This window comes from Aquimarina spinulae, assembly GCF_943373825.1.
GTDB lineage: Bacteria > Bacteroidota > Bacteroidia > Flavobacteriales > Flavobacteriaceae > Aquimarina > Aquimarina spinulae.
Genome location: NZ_CALSBP010000001.1, coordinates 389,052 through 408,603, shown reverse-complemented (window position 1 = coordinate 408,603; position 19,552 = coordinate 389,052). Strand labels below are relative to the sequence as shown.

The window sequence follows — 19,552 nt, the reverse complement described above, 5'->3', positions numbered from 1 at the left end:
AAATTTTGGGTTAATCTAATTACACAATTTTATAATTGTTCATTTTTGAAGAAAAAAAAAGATCAATTAATTATAGATATTAGAGCCCGATAGGTTTACTTTTTTGAGATGGCAATCTGGATCTGTTGTAATAATGTCGTGGGTTCGAAAGGCTTATTTATTACTTTAGTAATACCGGCATCTACAAAATTTTCTTTGTTTTCTGATTCAGAAATAGCGGTTAAAGCAATAATTGGGGTTTTCTCATCTGATTTACGTATTCGTTTTGTTGTTTCAAATCCATCAATCCCCTCCATCATTATATCCATAAAAATAAGATCATATCCATTTTTCTCTGTCATTTTCAATGCTTCATAACCATCTGATGCAATTTCACATTGATAACCAAAATTAGTTATGATTTTTCGTGTAATCAATTGGTTAATTTTATTATCCTCGACAACCAAAATTTTTACATCTTTCTTTTTTTCATCATCGAATTCTGCTTGCCCTACTTTCTCTTCTAAGTATTCGAAAGGTATTTGAAAATTAAAAACTGTACCTTCCTTTTCGTTTGATACAACATCTAGTTTACTATTACATTGAAGAAGTAATTTGTTGGCTATGACCAGTTCGAGAGTCGTCAAATTATTTTCGTCTGATAAGGAAGTAAAAATCGCAGATTCGTTTTCTACAAAGGCTTTATTTAACTCTTCTTGTTTTTTCTTAGTGAAGCATAACGCATTACTCTTTATTGAAAACAAGATAGTGTTTGTATTTTCTCCTGAAAAAAGATGCTGTACAGAAAACTCTATAACACCTCCATTTATGTGCCTAGAAGTATTTGAAAGGATACTAATAATTATTCTTGATAAGTGATCAGGGTCGCCCAAAAGTTTTTTAGGTAATTTATCGTCTAATAGAAACTTAAAATCATTATTGTTTTCTCCTATTATAAAAAAATTAAGAGATTCTTTAATTGTATCAGCTAGTTGAGTAGGATCAAAAGGATGCTTTTTTAAAGAAATTTTATAAGCATCGTCTGATCTGTTCAATTCTATAATATCATTAATAAATCTTAATAGATATTTTCCTGAAAACTGTAATATATTTAACTGCTCTTTTCGTTGGTCTTCGTTCGACTCCTTATTTTCTAATAAATGTGCAATGCCATTTATTGCATGAAGAGGAGTTCTTAATTCATGAGTAATATTATTTATAAACAACGTTTTCTGTTTATATACTTCCTCTACCCTATTTTTTGCCTTTAATAATTCTTCGTTTTTCTGTTGTAAGAGTATGTTATTTTCTGTTTTTAGTCTAGAATTTTTATATTGAAGTAAAATCAAAAGAACCAGAATAACTATAATTACAATTCCTGATATCAAAAGATATTCATTAAGTTTTAATTGAGTTTGCTGATATCTATTCTCTGCCAGAATCCTTTCATTATCCTTTTGTTTTAGCTGAAGTTCTTTGTATCCTTTTATGTTTTGGGCATACTTTTCAAGAAAAATATTATTCTGTTTTGCCTGTTCTTGAATATAATCTTTATAATAATTATTAGCTAATTTATATTCCTTTTTTCGATCATATATATCTGCAATCCCTGCAAGGTATAGTGTATGATTTGCGTAATTACTTGTTTTTGCTGAGTCTATTTCTTTTTTGGCAATCTCTTCTCCTTTTCTAAAAAAAATAAGTGCTTCATCATATCTATTTGTTTTTGAACATGCCGTGCCAATTCGATAATATAGATATATCAACCTTGTATCTTTATGATATTTTTTTGCAAGTTCAATAGCTTTTTGAGAGGCCTCATAACAATTTTTCCAATCCGCATTTCGATAATAAATAGAAGTTAAGTTTACCAGCATATCAATACTTTGCTCCTCATACTTATATTTTTCTGCCCCATCTATCGCTTTTTTTAAGAAAAAAATCGCTTTACTATTATCTTTTGATATTATTTTATGATATAAGCCCCAGAGGTTATTTATGTACATTTCACCATATTGATCTTGTACTTGTTTTTGTAAAATAGTCGCTTTTTCGAGGTAAGTTTCGAACCCTTTTAAATCCTGAACAGATATATACAACCCACTATGCAATCTATAGACTCGAGCAATATGCTTTTTATTGTCACTCTCTAATGCTAATTTTTCGGTTTCATCAATTATACTAAGAGCCTTACTTATATAATCATGATCTATCCAATATTCTATAGAATCTAAATTTTGTTTTAAAACATTCTCCTCCTGTACAGAAGAGAAACCATAAGTCTCTTTAGCACTAGCAAATAAAATCAGTAATGAAATAAGAATTATTGAGGTGAATATATTTCTTTTCATAAAACGTCTTGTTTCATCTTTTAGCTTAGAGTATTAACTTTACTTACCAAAAATTTAAAATCGAATTACATATCATTAGATCTTATTCAAAAAATTATATTATCCTTGATAATTGTAATCACGAATAACAGATCTTAGGTATTTTTATCCAGCAGATATAAAACAAGAAGGGGTAATTATTTGTATTATAGCTTACATTAGGTTTACTTTTCTTAATTTTTTAACAAAAATAGAATTTATTTTTAAAAAAATTAACATAATCTATTTTTTTTGAAACAACGTATTTTAAAGCCGTAGCACTGCAAGAAATATTTTTAATGATCAATAATCTTAACTTCTCGCAGTATACTTTATAATATTCTGATAATGGTTTTTATTATTATCTAGACTTTAATAAATATTTTTTTCTTGTATAAAAAATATGCCAAAAGTGTATAAAAACCAACAACAACCAATGCATAAAAAAAAGAGGATAATGGCTTATCAATCGACGGGTACACAAAAAATGTTTCAAAAAGAAATTGATGCACCGAAGTTTGAGAATCGATTTTAATCAAATAAAAAGATTTAGCAAGTATCATAGAAGAAAAATAGATACTAATTGCATTTGCTCCTACATATTTCACAAGACTACCAAAATCATGTTTTTTATGATCCATAAAATAATGAAACAGTACTAAAAACATAGTAGCATAGCCCGATGTAACCAATACAAAACTACTGCTCCACAACACTTTATTGATCGGAAAAAAGATACTCCATAAATACCCTATGATCATAAAACCTCCTCCCATTACCGTCAATAAACCAAGTTTTCGTTTTGCTGTACTTACCAAAACCTCACCAACAAAAATCCCGGTAATTGTTGTCACTATAGCCGGTAATGTACTAAGTATACCTTCTGGATCATAATCTGGTTTCCAAATATATCCTTTAAGCAATACATAATCCAGATAATTAGCCCAGTTATTTGGTCCCCTTTCTAGTGTAGGAGAAGTCCCATCAGGCAATGGAATGTATGCCAACCATATCCAATACCCAACAAGAATAGTAACTGCAATAAAAACCAGCTGTTTTCGATTACAATTCAAATACAATATCGAGGCTACGCAAAATATAATTCCTATTCGCTGCAGTACTCCAGGTAGACGTATAGATTCTGTTTCTATAAAAGGGAAATAAGGCAAAAATACATTGATAAATAGTCCCAGTGCAATTAATTTTAGACTTCGTATTAAGATTTTTTTATATATAGCCCTATCTGCTTTTTTATGTTTGTATACAAACGATATAGATATCCCTACAATAAATAAAAAGAAAGGAAACACAAAATCTGCCAAGGTAAGGCCATTCCATTCTGCATGTAACAACGGTGTATACACATAAGACCAATCTCCTGGTGTATTTACCAGGATCATAAGCATAATAGTAAGTCCTCTTAAAAAATCAACAGATTGTATTCGTTTAGTTATCCTCACGACATTAGGTTCTTTCCTATTGATTTCCAAACTCTCGCCAATAAAAAACCAGAAACTAAGGCTAATACCCCTATAATTCCCGCCATGATGTACTCTCCGTAAAGCAAGTTCCCTACAGAAAACAAACAACTATATACCAATACACAACCTAATAGCATTGCTAGAATTCCAGAAGGCACAGACCATTTCTCATTAGATTCTACTATTTTTACCCCTTCGGCATTAGCTTCATCAACAATTTTTTTCCAGCCTGGCCCACCAGGTTGAATATTTTTATAAAAAGAGCGTAAAGTCTCTTTTGATTCTGGTTTAGTTAGATAAGTTGCCACAATCCAAACTATTGAAGTTATAATCACCATAGCTATAAATCTAAACCAGGAAGGAAATACACCTGATATTATTTCTCCGGCATCATTGGTATATCCAAATAATGAATCACCAAGAGGCGTAAAAGTCAAAATTAATGGGATAAGCATTGCAGAAAACATTACGGATATTTCACTCCATGCATTGATTCTCCACCAAAACCAACGCAAAATATATACTAATCCTGTTCCTGCTCCAAACATTAAAATAATGTCAAAAAGCTGCTTTGCATTAGTAAGATAAAGTGCAAATACAGCACTAGTCACCATAAGAACTATCGTAGTAATTCGTCCAACATTTACCAATTCTTTTTCGCTTGCATCCTTTTTAATTTGTTGCTTATAAAAATCATTAACGATATAAGATGATCCCCAATTAAGATGTGTAGATAACGTTGACATAAATGCAGCACCCAGAGAAGCTAAGACAAGTCCTAATAGTCCTGCCGGGAGTTTTGTTAACATTGCCGAATAAGCCAAATCATGTCCTAATTTACTAGATTCAACATTAGGAAAAGCCTCTTGAATACTAGCAATATCTGGATACATCACTAAAGATGCTAATGCTACCAAAATCCATGGCCAAGGTCGTAGAGCATAATGCATAATATTAAAAAAGAAAGTAGCACCTATTGCGTGGTTTTCATTTTTTGCAGCAAGCATACGTTGTGCAATATACCCACCACCTCCTGGCTCTGCACCAGGATACCATGAACTCCACCATTGTACTGCTAATGGTATAATTAAAATTCCAATTAATGCTTCTGTATTAGAAAAATCCGGAAAAAATGAAAGTTTATCAGATACATTTGGGTGAGAGATCAAATTGCTCAGCCCACCCACTTCAGGAAGATTAATCAAATAATAAGAGGCCCCTACTGCACCCACTATTGCAACAAAGAAAAGTACAAAATCTGTATAAATTACTCCTCTAAAACCTCCTAAAGAACTAAAAACAGCTGTTACCACACCACCTATTAAAACAGTCTGTATTGGCGAAAGTCCAAGCATAATCTGCCCTATTTTAATGGCAGCAAGGTTTACAGCAGCCATAGCAATTATATTAAATACTACCCCAAGATATATTGACCTAAACCCCCTTAAAAACTGAGCGGGTTTTCCACTATATCTCAATGTATAAAACTCTAAGTCTGTCGTAACATTTGATTTACGCCATAGCTTGGCATACACAAATACGGTTAGAAGGCCTGTTAATAAAAAAGCCCACCATACCCAGTTACCAGCAACACCGTCCTGCCTTACAATATCAGTAACTAAATTGGGGGTATCGGTAGAAAATGTAGTTGCTACCATCGAAAAACCTAGTAACCACCACGGCATATTACGTCCAGATAAAAAATACTCTGCTGTATTTTTTCCAGATCTTTTAGATACCACTACTCCAATAATTATTGTGGTTAAGAAAAATGAGGCTATGATTATGTAGTCCAATGTAGTTAAAACCATTATTTTTATTTTAATAAATTTGATTTGTTTTTTAATATTCGTTGTTTGGCATGAGCCGCGTAATTCCTCCCTATAGGAATTCTTTTTTCTCCCACCTCGACAAGGTTTCCTTCTATAGATTTAACTTTATCTATAGCTATGGTATACGATTTATGAATCCTTATAAAATTTTCTGAAGGAAGTTCTTCACTAATACTTGTTAAGGATTTATGAGACATAAACGTATCTTCGAGTGTACTTACTCGGATATAATCTTTAAGACTTTCTATAAATAGGATATCGGTTAACAAAATTTTCACCAATTTCTTATCTACTTTTAAGAAAATATGAGCCGGTTGAACCAAATCCATAGAAGGTTCATGTTTCTTTATTGTAATAAGTCTTGCAGTTAATTTATTTATAGATTTTAGAAATCGATTAAAAGAAATAGGTTTCACTAAATAATCCAGAACTTCTAATTCATAACTTTCTAATGCATATTCTTTATAAGCTGTAGTTATTATTGCCTGAGGGTATTCTTTCAAGCTTTTTAAAAACTCTAAGCCATTCATTCTTGGCAGGTTTATATCTAAAAACACAGCATCAACACCGCCCTGCTCTAATATAGTTAATGCTTCAATTGGATCCTGAAAAGTACCAATAACTTCAACATTTTTAAATTCTTTTAAAAATGATTCAATAACTTCAATCGCCAGGGGCTCATCATCAATTATGATACATTTAATAATCATTATATAGGGATTTTAAGCAAAATCGAATATTCATTATTTTTTTGTGCTATGTTTAATGTATATTTTTTTTGGTAAAGTATTTCTAATCTTCTTTTTACATTTTTTATTCCAATTCCATTAAGTCTTTTAGTTTTAGATTCATCTTCATAATTATTTTTGGATATAAATATCAGTTCATTTTCAAATCTTTCAAAAGAGATTAATAACTCCATTCTATCATTATTCTTAAGCCCATGCTTAAAAGCATTCTCAATAAATGGTAAAAACAGCATAGGAACTACTTTAACATCATCAATATTACCATTTATATCAACCCTAGAATCAACTCGATCACCATAACGCATTTTTTCGAGTTCTATATAATTGTCTATATGATCAATCTCCTGCAAAAGAGGGAGTTTTTTTTTACTGGTATCATAAATCACATATCTCATAAAGTTAGATAGTTTTAATACAAGATTAGGTGCTAAATCCGATTTTTTTATCGTTAATGCATATAAACTATTAAGTGTATTAAAAAAGAAATGAGGTTGTATCTGTGCTTTTAAATATTTTAACTCTGTTTTATATTGCAACTCACTTAGATCTCTATTCTTATTTTGCATAATCAAAAAATCGACCGTATACTTTATTGCTGAAGTTAGTCCTACAACATACAATTCTCCTATAGCTACTGCTACAATATGATTAAACCCAAATGGATCCAGTCGTCCTTCTACTTCGGGCCAGATGTCTTCGGTAACTAATAATAGGTTTAGACCTGACCTTAATATATAATGAACTCCAAGAGATATACATAAGAAAAGTACATAATACACATACTTTTTTTTGAATATGAACTTAGGTACCAAATAATATATATTAAAATAAACCAAGATGATGTGTAGAGGGAATTCTACAAGGTTCGATTTTAATGAATACCAATAATCATTAAAATAACTCCCCCATCGAATTACATTAAATAAAAAATAAATAATCCAAAAATACAAATGGTATTTTCGTTTAATAGTCCTTTGCACGTTATCCCTCCTTTTTTAAAAAAATCACTAAATAATACCCGTCAAAATTACTTTTTTAACATAAATTTTTGAAAAATGTAAGGCTATTTATAGAGAAAAGCAAAAAAAATGAGAATATCAAATTTCAAAAAAACCGTCATCTATCAATGCATGTCGATTGTTATTAAAACCATGTCGTTGGTCTAAAAAAAATTTTGTTAAATAATTAAAATACTACTTTGAGATCATTCAAAAAACACATATTAATATGAAACAAAAGATTTTAACCCTAACCACTCTATTATTTTTTTCTTTTCTGAGTTTTGGACAGGGAACCCAAATAACGGGGACAGTAACGGGGGCTTCAGATGGTGTACCACTACCTGGAGTTAATATTATTGTAAAGGGAACTACAAATGGAGTACAGACCGATTTTGACGGTAATTACACGATCACTGCAGCGACAGGAGATGTAATTCAATTTTCCTATTTAGGAATGTCAGATAAAGAAATTACTGTAGGTAGTGAAACAGTAATAAATGTTCAATTGCAAGAAGATGCTGAACAATTAGAAGATGTAGTAGTAACTGCACTGGGGATTCAAAAAACCAGAAAATCACTTACTTATGCAGCTCAGGATATTAAATCTGATGAGCTAACAAAAATCAAGGATGCCAACCCTATCAACAGTCTTTCGGGTAAAGTATCAGGTCTTGTTGTAAACAGAAGTGCATCTGGTGTTGGTGGATCGGTAAAAGTAACTTTACGAGGTAATACTTCTACCAGGAATAACCAACCATTATACGTTGTAGATGGTATTCCTTTATTAAATAATTCTGCTATTCAACCTAATAGTACATTTGGTGATATCGAAAATGCAGGAAACAGAGATGGTGGGGATGCTCTATCCTTGATCAATCCAGACGATATTGCAAGTATTAGTGTTCTAAAAGGAGCTTCGGCTTCGGCTTTATATGGTAGCCAGGGATCTAATGGTGTGATATTAATTACGACTAAGAAAGGTAAATCAGGAAGCTTTAGAACAAATGTATCTTCTAGTTTCACAGTAGATAACGCTGCTTATTTACTTGATTATAATGATCGTACAGAAAAAAACATAGATGACTTTTTAGAAACAGGAACAACTGCAATTAATTCATTGTCAGTATCGGGAGGAACAGAAACTGCTCAAACTTATTTCTCTTATGCAAATACACAAGCTTCAGGAGTACTTCCTACTCATAATGTAAAAAAGCATACACTTAATATTAGAGAAACAGCTAAATTATTTGATAACAAGTTAACTGTTGATGCAAACATCTTGCTTTCAACTCAAAAAATACATAATAAGCCCGTTTCTGGTCTATACTATAATCCATTAGTAGGAGCAACAGCATTTAATTCGGATACAGAAACTTTAAGTAACTATAGAGTCTTTGAAGAATTTAATGTAGATAGAAACTTAATGGCGCAACGTTGGTTTAGAGGAACTTCTGATATCGAACAAAACCCATATTGGATACTCAACAGAAATGCCAGTGATGATCAAAATCAAAAAGTTTTGGCATCTGTTTCTTTAAAATACAGGTTTAATGATTGGTTAACCGTTCAAACCAGAGGAAGTTATGATAAAAACTTTTATAAATTTGAAAGAAGAATTCATGCAACCACCGATGGAACGTTATCTGCATCAAATGGTCGTTATTTATTAAATGATGTAGAGGATACTCAGATCTATAGTGATATCATAGCTACAATTAATACTCCTCTTTCAGACAGTTTTAATTTAACTGCTAATATCGGTACCAGTATCAGAAAATCAGATTTAGGCGAAAGCACCTTATTAGATTCTGGTGTAGGAGGTAATTTAAAAATACCAAACATCTTTACGCTTTCTAATTTTGTAGTTGGTACAGTAGGAGTTAATCCAATACTAAAAGAAACTCAAGCAGAGCAAAAAGAAGTACAATCTCTATTCGCTAGTACAACATTAGGGTATAAAGATATGTTATATCTTGATCTAACTGCCAGAAATGACTGGTCTTCAACAGTTTCGGATTCTTTCTTTTATCCATCTTTTGGTATTACGGGAGTTGTTTCTGAAATGTTTGAATTACCTGAAGTAATTTCTTTTGCAAAAGTAAGAGCTTCTTATGCAGAGGTAGGTAATGATATCCAAAGTTTTGCCAATAATCCAATAAATACTATTGGTACTGGTCCTGGCGGGTTAAATCGTCCTACAGTAAGACCACTTACAGAGCTAAAACCAGAAACTCAAAGATCTTTTGAGATCGGTACAGAATGGCAATTCTTTAATAACCGTTTAGGGTTTGAAATTGGATATTACAAAACCAATACTATAGATCAATTTATGACAATCCAGTCTGCTAGTGGTCAAACAAATGCTAATGGTCAAACAGCAGATCAATTTGCTATCAACGCAGGGGATTTTGAAAACAAAGGTATTGAAGTTTCTATTACCGCAGACCCAATACAAACTGAGAATTTTTCCTGGAATACAACTGTAAATCTAGCTAGTAATAAAAATACTATTAAGGAATTAGATTCTAGATTAGATAGAGATTTTCTAGAACTAACTCCAATAAGTGTTAACGCTTATGCTTTATTAATTGCAGAAGGTGGATCTTTTGGTGACATTTACGGTAAACGACTTAACAGAAATGCAAATGGATTGCCGATTCGAAATGCAGATGGTAACTTTACTCAGGCGGCACCCGATGCAAACACCAGAGGAGGTTTTGATTTATTAGGAAATGCCAACCCTGATTTTTCTTTAGGATGGAATAATTCTTTTACTTATAAAAATGTAACATTATCCTTTTTAGTTGATGGAAAATTTGGTGGAGAAGTAATGAGTCTTACTGAAGCTATCGTTGATGGTTTCGGAACATTAGACAGAACAGGTAGTGTGCGAATTTTTGATGAAGCTACTGGTTCAGAAACTACAATACCAGCTACAGAATACCATCAGGCAATTGGAGGAAGAGATAAGTTTAGTGGTGAATATGTATATGATGCTACTAATATCCGATTAGCAGAGTTATCTATAGGGTATAACTTTAATCTTGGAGAGAATAGCTTTTTTAATTCGATCAATACTTCTTTAGTAGGTAGAAATTTATTTTTCTTTTATAAAGACGCTCCATATGACCCCAATATATCTTTAAGTACAGGAAACGGACTTCAGGGTGTTGATGTATTCGGATCGCCATCTACCAGAAGTATCGGTTTGAATGTTGGCTTATCATTTTAATTAAAAGGAATAGAATATCATGAAAAATATATTTAAAAAAATAATCATTACTGCTTTTATTTCGGTATTTGTACTCTCATGTACAGACGATTTCGAAGCATTAAATACAGATCCTAATGGATTAACGGATGCACAAAGTGAAGCCGATTTTATTAATGTAGGTGGACCATTTAATCCTATCTTTTTAAACCTGTATAGGTATGATCCTGCATGGCATACACAGTTACAACATAATCTAAATGCAGATACCTTTAGTGGGTATATGGCCCCGCCAAGACCATTTGCAGGAGGTGTAAACACAACGAATTATGGTTTTATTGATTTTTGGGATCGATGGGCCTGGGACATCCCATATTCTTCTACAGGAGTTATGCAAAATGCTTCGTTAGTTAAAGAACGTGGAGAAGAAAAATTTCCATTAATCTATGCTATTGCAAAAATACTAAGAGTTGAAGGTATGCATAGAGTAACAGATGTGTATGGTCCGATTGTATATTCAAAATTTGGAGTACCAGGAGCATCTTTTCCAGAATATGATACTCAACAAGAAGTATACAACCAATTTTTTATCGAACTTGATGAAGCAATCGCCACTTTATCTACAGATCCAACCAATGAACAATTCACTAACTTTGATCTTGTATATGGTGGAAATTATGCACAATGGATAAAATTTGCTAATACACTTCGATTACGTTTAGCGATTAGAATTTCTAAAGCAGATGCTGCCAAGGCAAAAACTGAAGGAGAGAAATCACTAGCACTTGGTGCAGGACTTTTAGAAACTAATGCTGATAATTTTATTATTAAAGGAGGAGCAAAACATCCATTAACTGTTTTTAATTCTGAGTGGAATGACGTTCGTATGAACGCTTCTATGGAGTCTATACTAGTTGGTTATAACGATGCCAGAGGTCCTGTTTTATTTGAAGAATCTACAGTAACACCAGGATCACTAAAAGGATTAAGAGGTGGGTTACCTTTATTAGATGGGTATACTGATGATATTGATCAAAAAGACGATTATGTTGGTTTTTCTAGATTAGGAAATTCTTATATCATTGATAAAACTCCAACTACAGATATTCAATTAATGACTGCTGCAGAAGCATATTTCTTAAAGGCAGAAGCTGCATTAAGAGGATGGGCTGGTGCTGGTGATGCGCAATCAAATTATGAAATGGGAATCACAACTTCTTTTGAGCAACACGGCGCTGCCGGAGCATCGACCTACATTGCTGATAATGCCTCTACACCTATTGATTATGTTGACCCTGTAGGATCTCATAGTACTCCTGCATTAAGTACGATTACTATAGCCTGGGATGGCGGAGCAGCAAATGAAGAAAAGTTAGAGCGAATTATTACTCAAAAATGGATCGCTATGTTCCCTGATGGACAAGAAGCATGGAGTGAGTTTAGAAGAACAGGATATCCAAAAATATTCCCTTCGGTAGCTAATAATAGTGGAGGTACGGTAGATACTGATATTCAGGTAAGAAGATTACCCTTCCCAGATAGTCAGCGAAGTACTAACCCTCAAGGAGTAGCGCAAGCAGTAACACTTCTTAGTGGTCCTGATAATGGAGGAACCCGACTATGGTGGGATATTGATGGTGGAAATTTTTAAAAAATTTGAGTTAGCCAAATAATACTGATAAAAGAGATGGATAGAGGATACTCTCTCGACTCCATCTCTTTTCATCAAAAGCCTTGAAATAAATAAAAACAATAAAAATATCAAACTCTTGAGGAAAAATGATCCAGGAAATTGAATATAAACAGGTAGGACAGTTTGAAAAAACGAAGTTTGAGAAGATTCATAATGAAATATTCCCCGATTCTTCGACAGCTTCAAAACTTGTTGCCCACGAAATTGCAACACTAATTAAACAAAAACAAGAAGAAGGAAAACCTTGTGTACTCGGTCTGGCTACAGGTTCTTCACCTATAAAAGTATATGAAGAATTGGTGAGCCTACATCGTTCTGGAGAGTTAAGCTTTTCAAATGTAGTTACTTTTAATCTGGATGAATATTATCCTATGGATACGGGTCACCAACAAAGTTATTATCATTTTATGCATCAACACTTATTTGATCATATAGATATTAACCCCGAAAACATCAACATTCCTGATGGTACCATTCCTGTTACAGAAATGGATCAGTACTGCATTGATTATGAAATGAAGATCAAAAAGTATGGTGGATTAGATTTTCAACTCTTAGGAATTGGTAGAACAGGACACATCGGCTTTAACGAGCCTGGATCACACCCTAATTCGGGAACACGAATCATCACATTAGATCACATCACCAGAACTGATGCTTCTTCTGATTTTAATGGTTTAGAAAATGTTCCTAAAAAAGCGGTTACTATGGGAATAAGTACCATAATGAAATCCAGAAGGGTGTTACTATTAGCCTGGGGACATAAAAAAGCTACTGTAGTAAAACAAACCATAGAAGGTGAAATTACATCCAACATCCCCGCATCTTTTTTACAAGAACATAAAAATACTACGATCATCCTTGATTCTGAAGCAGCTTCTGAACTTACACGAATCAAAACACCATGGCTTGTAGATCAATGTATCTGGAAAGAACAATTAAAGTTTAAAGCGGTAACCTGGTTGAGTCAAGAACTTAATAAACCTGTCTTAAAACTTACAGATAAAGATTATAATGATAATGGAATGTCTGGTCTTTTGGCAGTCGAAGGGTCGTCTTATGATTTAAACATTAAGATTTTTAATAAACTTCAGCATACCATTACAGGTTGGCCAGGAGGAAAACCAAATGCAGATGATACCAACAGACCCGAGAGAGCTCTGCCTGCAAAAAAGAGGGTCTTAATTTTTAGCCCTCACCCAGATGATGATGTTATATCAATGGGAGGGACATTCTTAAGATTAATCGATCAAGGACATGATGTACATGTTGCTTATCAGACTTCTGGTAATATAGCCGTTACAGATGATGAAGCCTTAAAATTTTCTGAAGTAGCCAATAGTGTTCATCCTGGTAAAGATCAAGATACTTTTAGGAAGGTTATTGCATTTCTTAAATCAAAAAATCAAGGTGATATTGATATCCCAGAAGTTCGTTTAATTAAAGGATTAATTCGAAGAATGGAATCTTTGGGAGCTACTCGTTATTTTGGATTAGATGATGATAAAGTTCATTTTCTCGATCTTCCTTTTTATGAAACCGGAAGAATTAGAAAAAATCCTCTGGGAGAAAAAGATGTAGCCCTTACGGCAGATATTATCGAAAATATAAAACCGCATCAAATATATGCAGCAGGTGATCTTGCCGATCCTCATGGAACTCATAAAGTTTGTCTAGATGCTATTTTTGAGGCTGTTGACAACCTAAAAAGTAAAAGCTTCATGAATGATTGTTGGGTATGGCTATATAGAGGTGCCTGGCAAGAATGGGACGTTTCTGAAATTGAAATGGCTGTACCTCTAAGTCCACACGAAGTATCCAAAAAAACTAATGCCATTTTATATCACCAATCTCAAAAAGACAGGGTGATGTTTCAAGGAGAGGATTCTAGAGAGTTTTGGTTAAGAGCTCGTGAAAGAAATAGAAATACAGCGATATTATATGATAAGCTTGGTCTCGCAGATTATGAGGCTATAGAAGCTTTTAAGAGATATATATTTTAAAAATTAATGCTTTGTTTGTTAGATAAATTTTTGCAAAAAAACAACCTTCCCTCATGTATTGAGGGAAAGTTGCTTTTAAAAAGAATCTCTTCGCTATACATCAACAATAAGACAGTACATAAATGATAAATAAACTAATGACTAATGATATTATTTGCAGATAGCGGTTCTACTAAATGTGATTGGGTTCTTGTTAAAAATGATGGGGAACTCGTTGATAAAACTAAAACCGATGGTATAAACCCTCTTTTACTTTCTGACGATGCTATCATAAATATTGTTCAAAAAGCAGATACTATACTACAGAAAAGAGATCTTATACATAAGATTTACTTTTATGGAGCAGGGTGCGGCGAGGCTGATGCTAAGAAAAAAATAGCTCTCGTACTACAATCTATGTTCAAAAATGCAACATCTATTGTTATAGAAGAAGATATTATTGGAGCTGTAAAAGCTACAACAGAAAAACCAAGTGTAGTATGCATTTTGGGAACAGGAGCAAATTGCTGCTATTATGATGGAGTAAACGTTATTCAAAAATCTCCCGCTTTAGGATACCTATTAGCAGATGAAGGAAGTGGTAACTATTTGGGAAAAAAATTGATCAAAGATTATTTTCTAGGCAAAATGCCATCAGATACGGCATCATTATTTAAGAATGATTATACTACCGAGCTTAATCAAATTCTTGATGAGTTATATTGTGCTGATCACCCAAATAAGTATTTAGCCTCTTATGCTAAGTTCATTTTTAGAAATCGGGGAAATGTTTATCTAGAAGAAATTTTACATCATGGTATTTCAAAATTTATAAGTACTTACCTTTTCCAGTATAAAGAAGAATTATCCAAATACCCTATACACTTTGTAGGTTCGGTAGCCTACTACTCGCAAGATATTATAAAAAAATTATTAGATGACCGTGGTTATCGGGTTAAGGGTTTTGTAAAAAAGCCAATAGACCATTTAGTTAATCGCATGATCACACAAAGAATTTCTCAAAAAACAAGTCAGTAATGAGTTTACGAATTATACCCATCTTTTTTTTAATTTTCATGGCCTGTAAAAGTCCTGATTCATCATCTCCTGTTAATCGATCTTTGAGTATTACCCCCATACCTTTCAAAGTAGAAACAAAACAAGGATACTTCGAGATCAACAAAAAAACCACTTTTCAATGTAATGACACATCTTCAGAGGTTATTGCCAGTTTTTTTATCGAAAAAATCAAGGCTTTTACAGGTCACTCTTTTTCAATACAAAGTGAGAGCAGCATCAAAAACAGTATTCAATTAATCAAAGAAAGTACTCTAGATTTTGGTGAAGAAGAATATCGTTTATCTATATCAAAAGATGAGGTAAAAATAAAAGCTAAAACTGATCAAGGATTGTATTATGGCATGCAGACTTTTATGCAACTTCTTCCGTTATATGATGCTAATCCCAAAAATCAAATGCACCTCCCTATTAAAATCCAGGCTCTAAATATAGAAGATAAACCTCGTTTCGGTTGGCGAGGGATGCATCTGGATGTTTCAAGGCATTTTTTCTCTATCGACTTTATCAAAAAACAACTTGATGTACTATCACTTTTCAAAATCAACAAATTTCATTGGCATCTCACTGATGATCAGGGGTGGCGAATTGAAATCAAAAAATATCCTAAGCTTACAGAGATTGGGTCTAAAAGAAAAAATGCCGATGGTTCGTTTCATCAAGGGTTTTATACCCAGGAAGAAATAAAAGAAGTTGTACAATATGCCAAAGAAAGGTTTATTGATGTAATTCCAGAATTTGACACACCGGGACATGCTATAGCCATTTTAGCTGGATACCCCGAACTTTCTTGTGGTAAAGAAAAATATGAAGTAAGAAATTTATGGGGTGTAGAATCCAGTATTCTTTGTGCAGGAAAAGAAGAAACTTACACTTTTATAGAAGATGTAATCCAGGAACTAGCGACCCTCTTTCCTTATGAATATTATCATATGGGAGGAGATGAAGTGCCTAAAGATCAATGGAAAAATTCTGCAGAGTGTCAGAACTTGAAAAAACGCGAAGGCCTGAAAGACGAAAAGGAAATCCAAAGCTACTTTATGGCTCGTGTAGAAAAAATCTTATCAAAATATCATAAAAAAATGATTGGATGGGATGAAATCCTGGAAGGCGGTATTACTCCTACAACCAATATTATGTCATGGCAGGGAGAAGAAGGAGGAATCAAGGCTGCCAATAAAGGGCATGATGTTATCATGACTCCTGCAAAATACTGTTATTTTAATTTTTATCAGGGTGATTTTAAAGCAGAACCTTTAGCCTTTGGAGGATATATCCCGCTAGAAAAAGTATATTACTACGATCCTATACCAAAAGAAATTGAAGAAGATAAAAAGAAACATATTTTAGGTGCACAGGGAAATGTTTGGACCGAATATACGTATGAAGAAGGAACAATAGAATACCTGCTATATCCCCGTATCATAGCATTAGCAGAAACCACATGGTCACAAAAAGAAAACAAAAAATTCGACAATTTCCTAAATAGATTGAATGATGTTTATGATCTACTAGAATATCATCATATTAATTACCATATTCCTCTTCCCGAAGGGCCTACTTCAAATAAAATTGTATTTATTGATAGTGTAAGCATTCCTTTTACCACCACACATCCGGTTAAGATGGTATACACTACAGATGGAACAGATCCAAATGCATCTAGTACAACATATACCGAGCCCTTAAATTTTAAGGAAAATACAGAACTACGAATTGCTTCTCTATTGAAAAATGGAAAAATGAGTAGTATTCGAAAATTGAACATCACAAAAGAAAACCCTATTGCCGCTTCTAATACAGCAAAACTATCTCAAGGGCTTATCATGAAAGAGATAAAAGGGAATTTTAAAAGTATTGATGATGTTAAGGATACTACAAAAACACATACTTCTGTAGTTCAAAAAATTAAAGATGCTAATACTACATACCATTGGGGTCATGAAGTAAAAGAAGATAACTTCAAAGCTGTTTTTCTTGATGGCTATGTTGATATCCCAGAAGATGGAGTGTATTATTTTTCCAGTACTCAGGATCAGGTTTGGATTGGAGATCAACTTGTTATTGATTATCATACTCCGTTAAAAAAACATCCAAAAGAGAGTTCGATCGCATTACAAAAGGGGAAGCATAAATTAAAAATAGTGTATCTAAACAATATAGCAAAAGGTTGGGCTACAGATTGGAATACTGTAGAACTCAAATACAGAAAAGCTTCTGAGGTTGATTATAAAGAAATAAACGAAAACATGATTTTTCATTAGCTGTATAATAACCTCTAAATATTCACAAACTCTTAATTTAATACACAATGAAATTACTTAAAAGATTATCAGTCGTCTTACTCATACAGGTATTCTTATTTTCCTGTACGAATGAAAGTTTTTTAGAAGAAGGAGCCGCAGAGGTTCAAAATTCTGAAACAAATCTAACAGACAAAACAGCGCTCACAGAACCAATAGTCTTAGGATATTTCCCTTCCTGGTCCGAAAGCTGGGCTGGTCCTGGGCAAGGATCAAAACTAAGAGATATCCCAGAACACATCACTCACGTTTTTTTGGCCTTTGCAAAACCTAATCTTCGGTATCAAAAAGGCTCTTTAGATATTACCAATACAGGTATTCAAACTCCGTACGGAGGGGATACTTTAAAAGAATCTGTTGCAGCTCTAAAATCAAAAGGAATCAAAGTTATTCTATCTGTAGGTGGAGAAACGTACTGGGGTACAGATGCAGCTTATGATATCAATTATCAACAGATCAAAGATCTTGTAGATGATATGGGATTCGAAGGTATCGATTGGGATTTTGAACCTAATGGTAGTTTTGCCACTATAGGTGATCCCATAAATGTACAACGCTTTATCGATTTCTTTACAAATTCGAGAGCTATTATGCCTAAAGGACAATATCTATTAGCTTGTGCTCCTGCCGGTGTTGGAGCCTTAGGTGGTGCAAATAATGATGACCCCTCCTCTCCTTTTGCCTATAGCAAAAGAAACACAGTAACAGGAGAATCTGATACTAATCTCTTTAATGCAACTTCTCCTAATCAAGCCATTAGTTTATTTGGTTTTGCTACTACCGGGCATATGATCCCTGTAATGGAGGCTGTTGGTGACAAAATTGATCTTATTGCATATCAAGGATATAATACAGGAGCTGCCAGTAATAGAAAAATTATGTATGATGCTTATAAACATTATTCAAGTCAGTATGGGTTTTCTATTGCAGCCGGTGTTCATTATCCTAACGAGCCTTGGGGACCATATTATGAATATACTTATCAAAACTTAGCAGAGCTATCTAACCATATTGCTGTAAATAACACCTCTAATGATGGAGTTATGATATGGCAGTTATTACTGGGTAATACGACTTCATCGGCATATGGATATCTTCATGTCGCGAGCCAGGTACTAAATGGCACATCACAATCTCAAGCTATAGCTAATGCAGAAAACTATCCCGAATCACCATACACTGGTGATGGAGGCGGAGGCGGAGGATCGGGCTGCGAATCTGCTCCATGGAATATTTCTGTTACTTATAACACTGGTCAGGAGGTTGTGCATAATAATAAATTATATCGCGCAAAATGGTGGACCCAAAAAGATAATCCATCATCAAATTCTGGAGACGGATTACCATGGGAATTCGTTCAGGATTGTAATGGTAACGGGGGAGGAAACAATCAATCTCCATCTGTATCTATTACATCTCCTACAAATAATCAATCTATAACCGAAGGGCAATCTATCAATATTACAGCAAATGCTTCTGATGCTGATGGAACAATTACAAAGGTTGAATTTTTTCAAGGAACTACTAAACTCGGAGAAGACACAACAAGCCCGTATAGCTATTCCTGGAATAATGCTCCTGTAGGAAATTATACTTTAAGTGCTATTGCCACAGATAATGCTAGTGCAACAACTACATCGGCTACAGTATCTATCACCATTACTTCTTCTGGTGGTGGTAACGGTGGTTCTTGTAGTGGTATTGCAAATTGGGAAGCATATCCAACAGTATATAATGTGGGAGACAAAGTAGTATATCAAGGTACATTATACGAAGCTCAATCAGGGCCAATATGGGTAACCCCAGGTAGTGGAGAACACTGGTGGAAAACCATAGGTACCTGTAATTAAAAATAGTTTTTGATTGTTTAAAGTC

11 protein-coding genes are annotated in these 19,552 nt (G+C 33.4%); 6 read left to right on the top strand and 5 right to left on the bottom strand.

Features of this window, described 5'->3' with window-relative positions; genetic code table 11:
* Positions 1-95 precede the first annotated feature (95 nt).
* From NNH57_RS01900 to NNH57_RS01880, 5 genes are all read right to left on the bottom strand, one after another.
* Positions 96-2,330 (bottom strand): response regulator, encoded by a 2,235-nt coding sequence (locus NNH57_RS01900; RefSeq protein WP_074407878.1) that lies wholly within the window; start codon positions 2,328-2,330, stop codon positions 96-98.
* A 383-nt stretch (positions 2,331-2,713) separates the two neighbouring features.
* Entirely contained in the window at positions 2,714-3,808 is a 1,095-nt protein-coding gene (locus NNH57_RS01895; RefSeq protein ID WP_328515247.1) for an acyltransferase family protein, read from the bottom strand.
* A complete protein-coding gene (locus NNH57_RS01890; protein ID WP_108808571.1) occupies positions 3,805-5,640 on the bottom strand; it encodes a sodium:solute symporter family protein in 1,836 nt (611 codons plus the stop codon). Before NNH57_RS01890 ends, NNH57_RS01895 begins: the two co-directional genes overlap by 4 nt.
* Before the next feature lie 5 nt (positions 5,641-5,645).
* Complete coding sequence (locus NNH57_RS01885; RefSeq protein WP_074407880.1) at positions 5,646-6,371, bottom strand: LytR/AlgR family response regulator transcription factor; 726 nt, start codon at positions 6,369-6,371, stop codon at positions 5,646-5,648.
* A complete protein-coding gene (locus tag NNH57_RS01880) occupies positions 6,371-7,189 on the bottom strand; it encodes a sensor histidine kinase (protein WP_234423405.1) in 819 nt (272 codons plus the stop codon). The genes NNH57_RS01885 and NNH57_RS01880 overlap by 1 nt, the downstream gene beginning before the upstream one ends.
* 448 nt (positions 7,190-7,637) lie before the next feature.
* On the opposite strand from NNH57_RS01880, the gene NNH57_RS01875 reads away from it, so the two are divergent.
* The 6 genes from NNH57_RS01875 to NNH57_RS01850 all read left to right on the top strand — a co-directional run bounded on the left by NNH57_RS01875 (position 7,638) and on the right by NNH57_RS01850 (position 19,527).
* Positions 7,638-10,643: a carboxypeptidase-like regulatory domain-containing protein gene (locus tag NNH57_RS01875; protein WP_074407882.1), complete on the top strand. Its 3,006-nt coding sequence runs from the start codon at positions 7,638-7,640 to the stop codon at positions 10,641-10,643.
* Between the two features lie 19 nt (positions 10,644-10,662).
* Positions 10,663-12,273, top strand: a complete 1,611-nt coding sequence (locus tag NNH57_RS01870) for a RagB/SusD family nutrient uptake outer membrane protein (protein ID WP_074407883.1) — start codon at positions 10,663-10,665, stop codon at positions 12,271-12,273.
* Positions 12,274-12,401: 128 nt separating this feature from the next.
* Positions 12,402-14,318, top strand: coding sequence for a glucosamine-6-phosphate deaminase (gene nagB / locus NNH57_RS01865; RefSeq protein WP_074407884.1), 1,917 nt, complete (start codon positions 12,402-12,404; stop codon positions 14,316-14,318).
* A gap of 144 nt (positions 14,319-14,462) precedes the next feature.
* The gene (locus NNH57_RS01860) at positions 14,463-15,335 is read left to right on the top strand and encodes an N-acetylglucosamine kinase (protein WP_108808570.1); all 873 of its coding nucleotides are present in this window, start codon (positions 14,463-14,465) and stop codon (positions 15,333-15,335) included.
* Entirely contained in the window at positions 15,335-17,638 is a 2,304-nt protein-coding gene (locus NNH57_RS01855) for a family 20 glycosylhydrolase (RefSeq protein ID WP_082994866.1), read from the top strand. Before NNH57_RS01860 ends, NNH57_RS01855 begins: the two co-directional genes overlap by 1 nt.
* A gap of 47 nt (positions 17,639-17,685) precedes the next feature.
* Positions 17,686-19,527: an Ig-like domain-containing protein gene (locus NNH57_RS01850; protein ID WP_074407887.1), complete on the top strand. Its 1,842-nt coding sequence runs from the start codon at positions 17,686-17,688 to the stop codon at positions 19,525-19,527.
* Positions 19,528-19,552: the final 25 nt, after the last annotated feature.

Bases quoted from the DNA above. Each gene is read 5' to 3' on its own strand.
- NNH57_RS01900 (WP_074407878.1), bottom strand. From the start codon at position 2,330: ATGAAAAGAAATATATTCACCTCAATAATTCTTATTTCATTACTGATT.
- NNH57_RS01890 (WP_108808571.1), bottom strand. From the start codon at position 5,640: ATGGTTTTAACTACATTGGACTACATAATCATAGCCTCATTTTTCTTA.
- NNH57_RS01885 (WP_074407880.1), bottom strand. From the start codon at position 6,371: ATGATTATTAAATGTATCATAATTGATGATGAGCCCCTGGCGATTGAA.
- NNH57_RS01875 (WP_074407882.1), top strand. From the start codon at position 7,638: ATGAAACAAAAGATTTTAACCCTAACCACTCTATTATTTTTTTCTTTT.
- NNH57_RS01870 (WP_074407883.1), top strand. From the start codon at position 10,663: ATGAAAAATATATTTAAAAAAATAATCATTACTGCTTTTATTTCGGTA.
- nagB (WP_074407884.1), top strand. From the start codon at position 12,402: ATGATCCAGGAAATTGAATATAAACAGGTAGGACAGTTTGAAAAAACG.
- NNH57_RS01860 (WP_108808570.1), top strand. From the start codon at position 14,463: ATGATATTATTTGCAGATAGCGGTTCTACTAAATGTGATTGGGTTCTT.
- NNH57_RS01855 (WP_082994866.1), top strand. From the start codon at position 15,335: ATGAGTTTACGAATTATACCCATCTTTTTTTTAATTTTCATGGCCTGT.
- NNH57_RS01850 (WP_074407887.1), top strand. From the start codon at position 17,686: ATGAAATTACTTAAAAGATTATCAGTCGTCTTACTCATACAGGTATTC.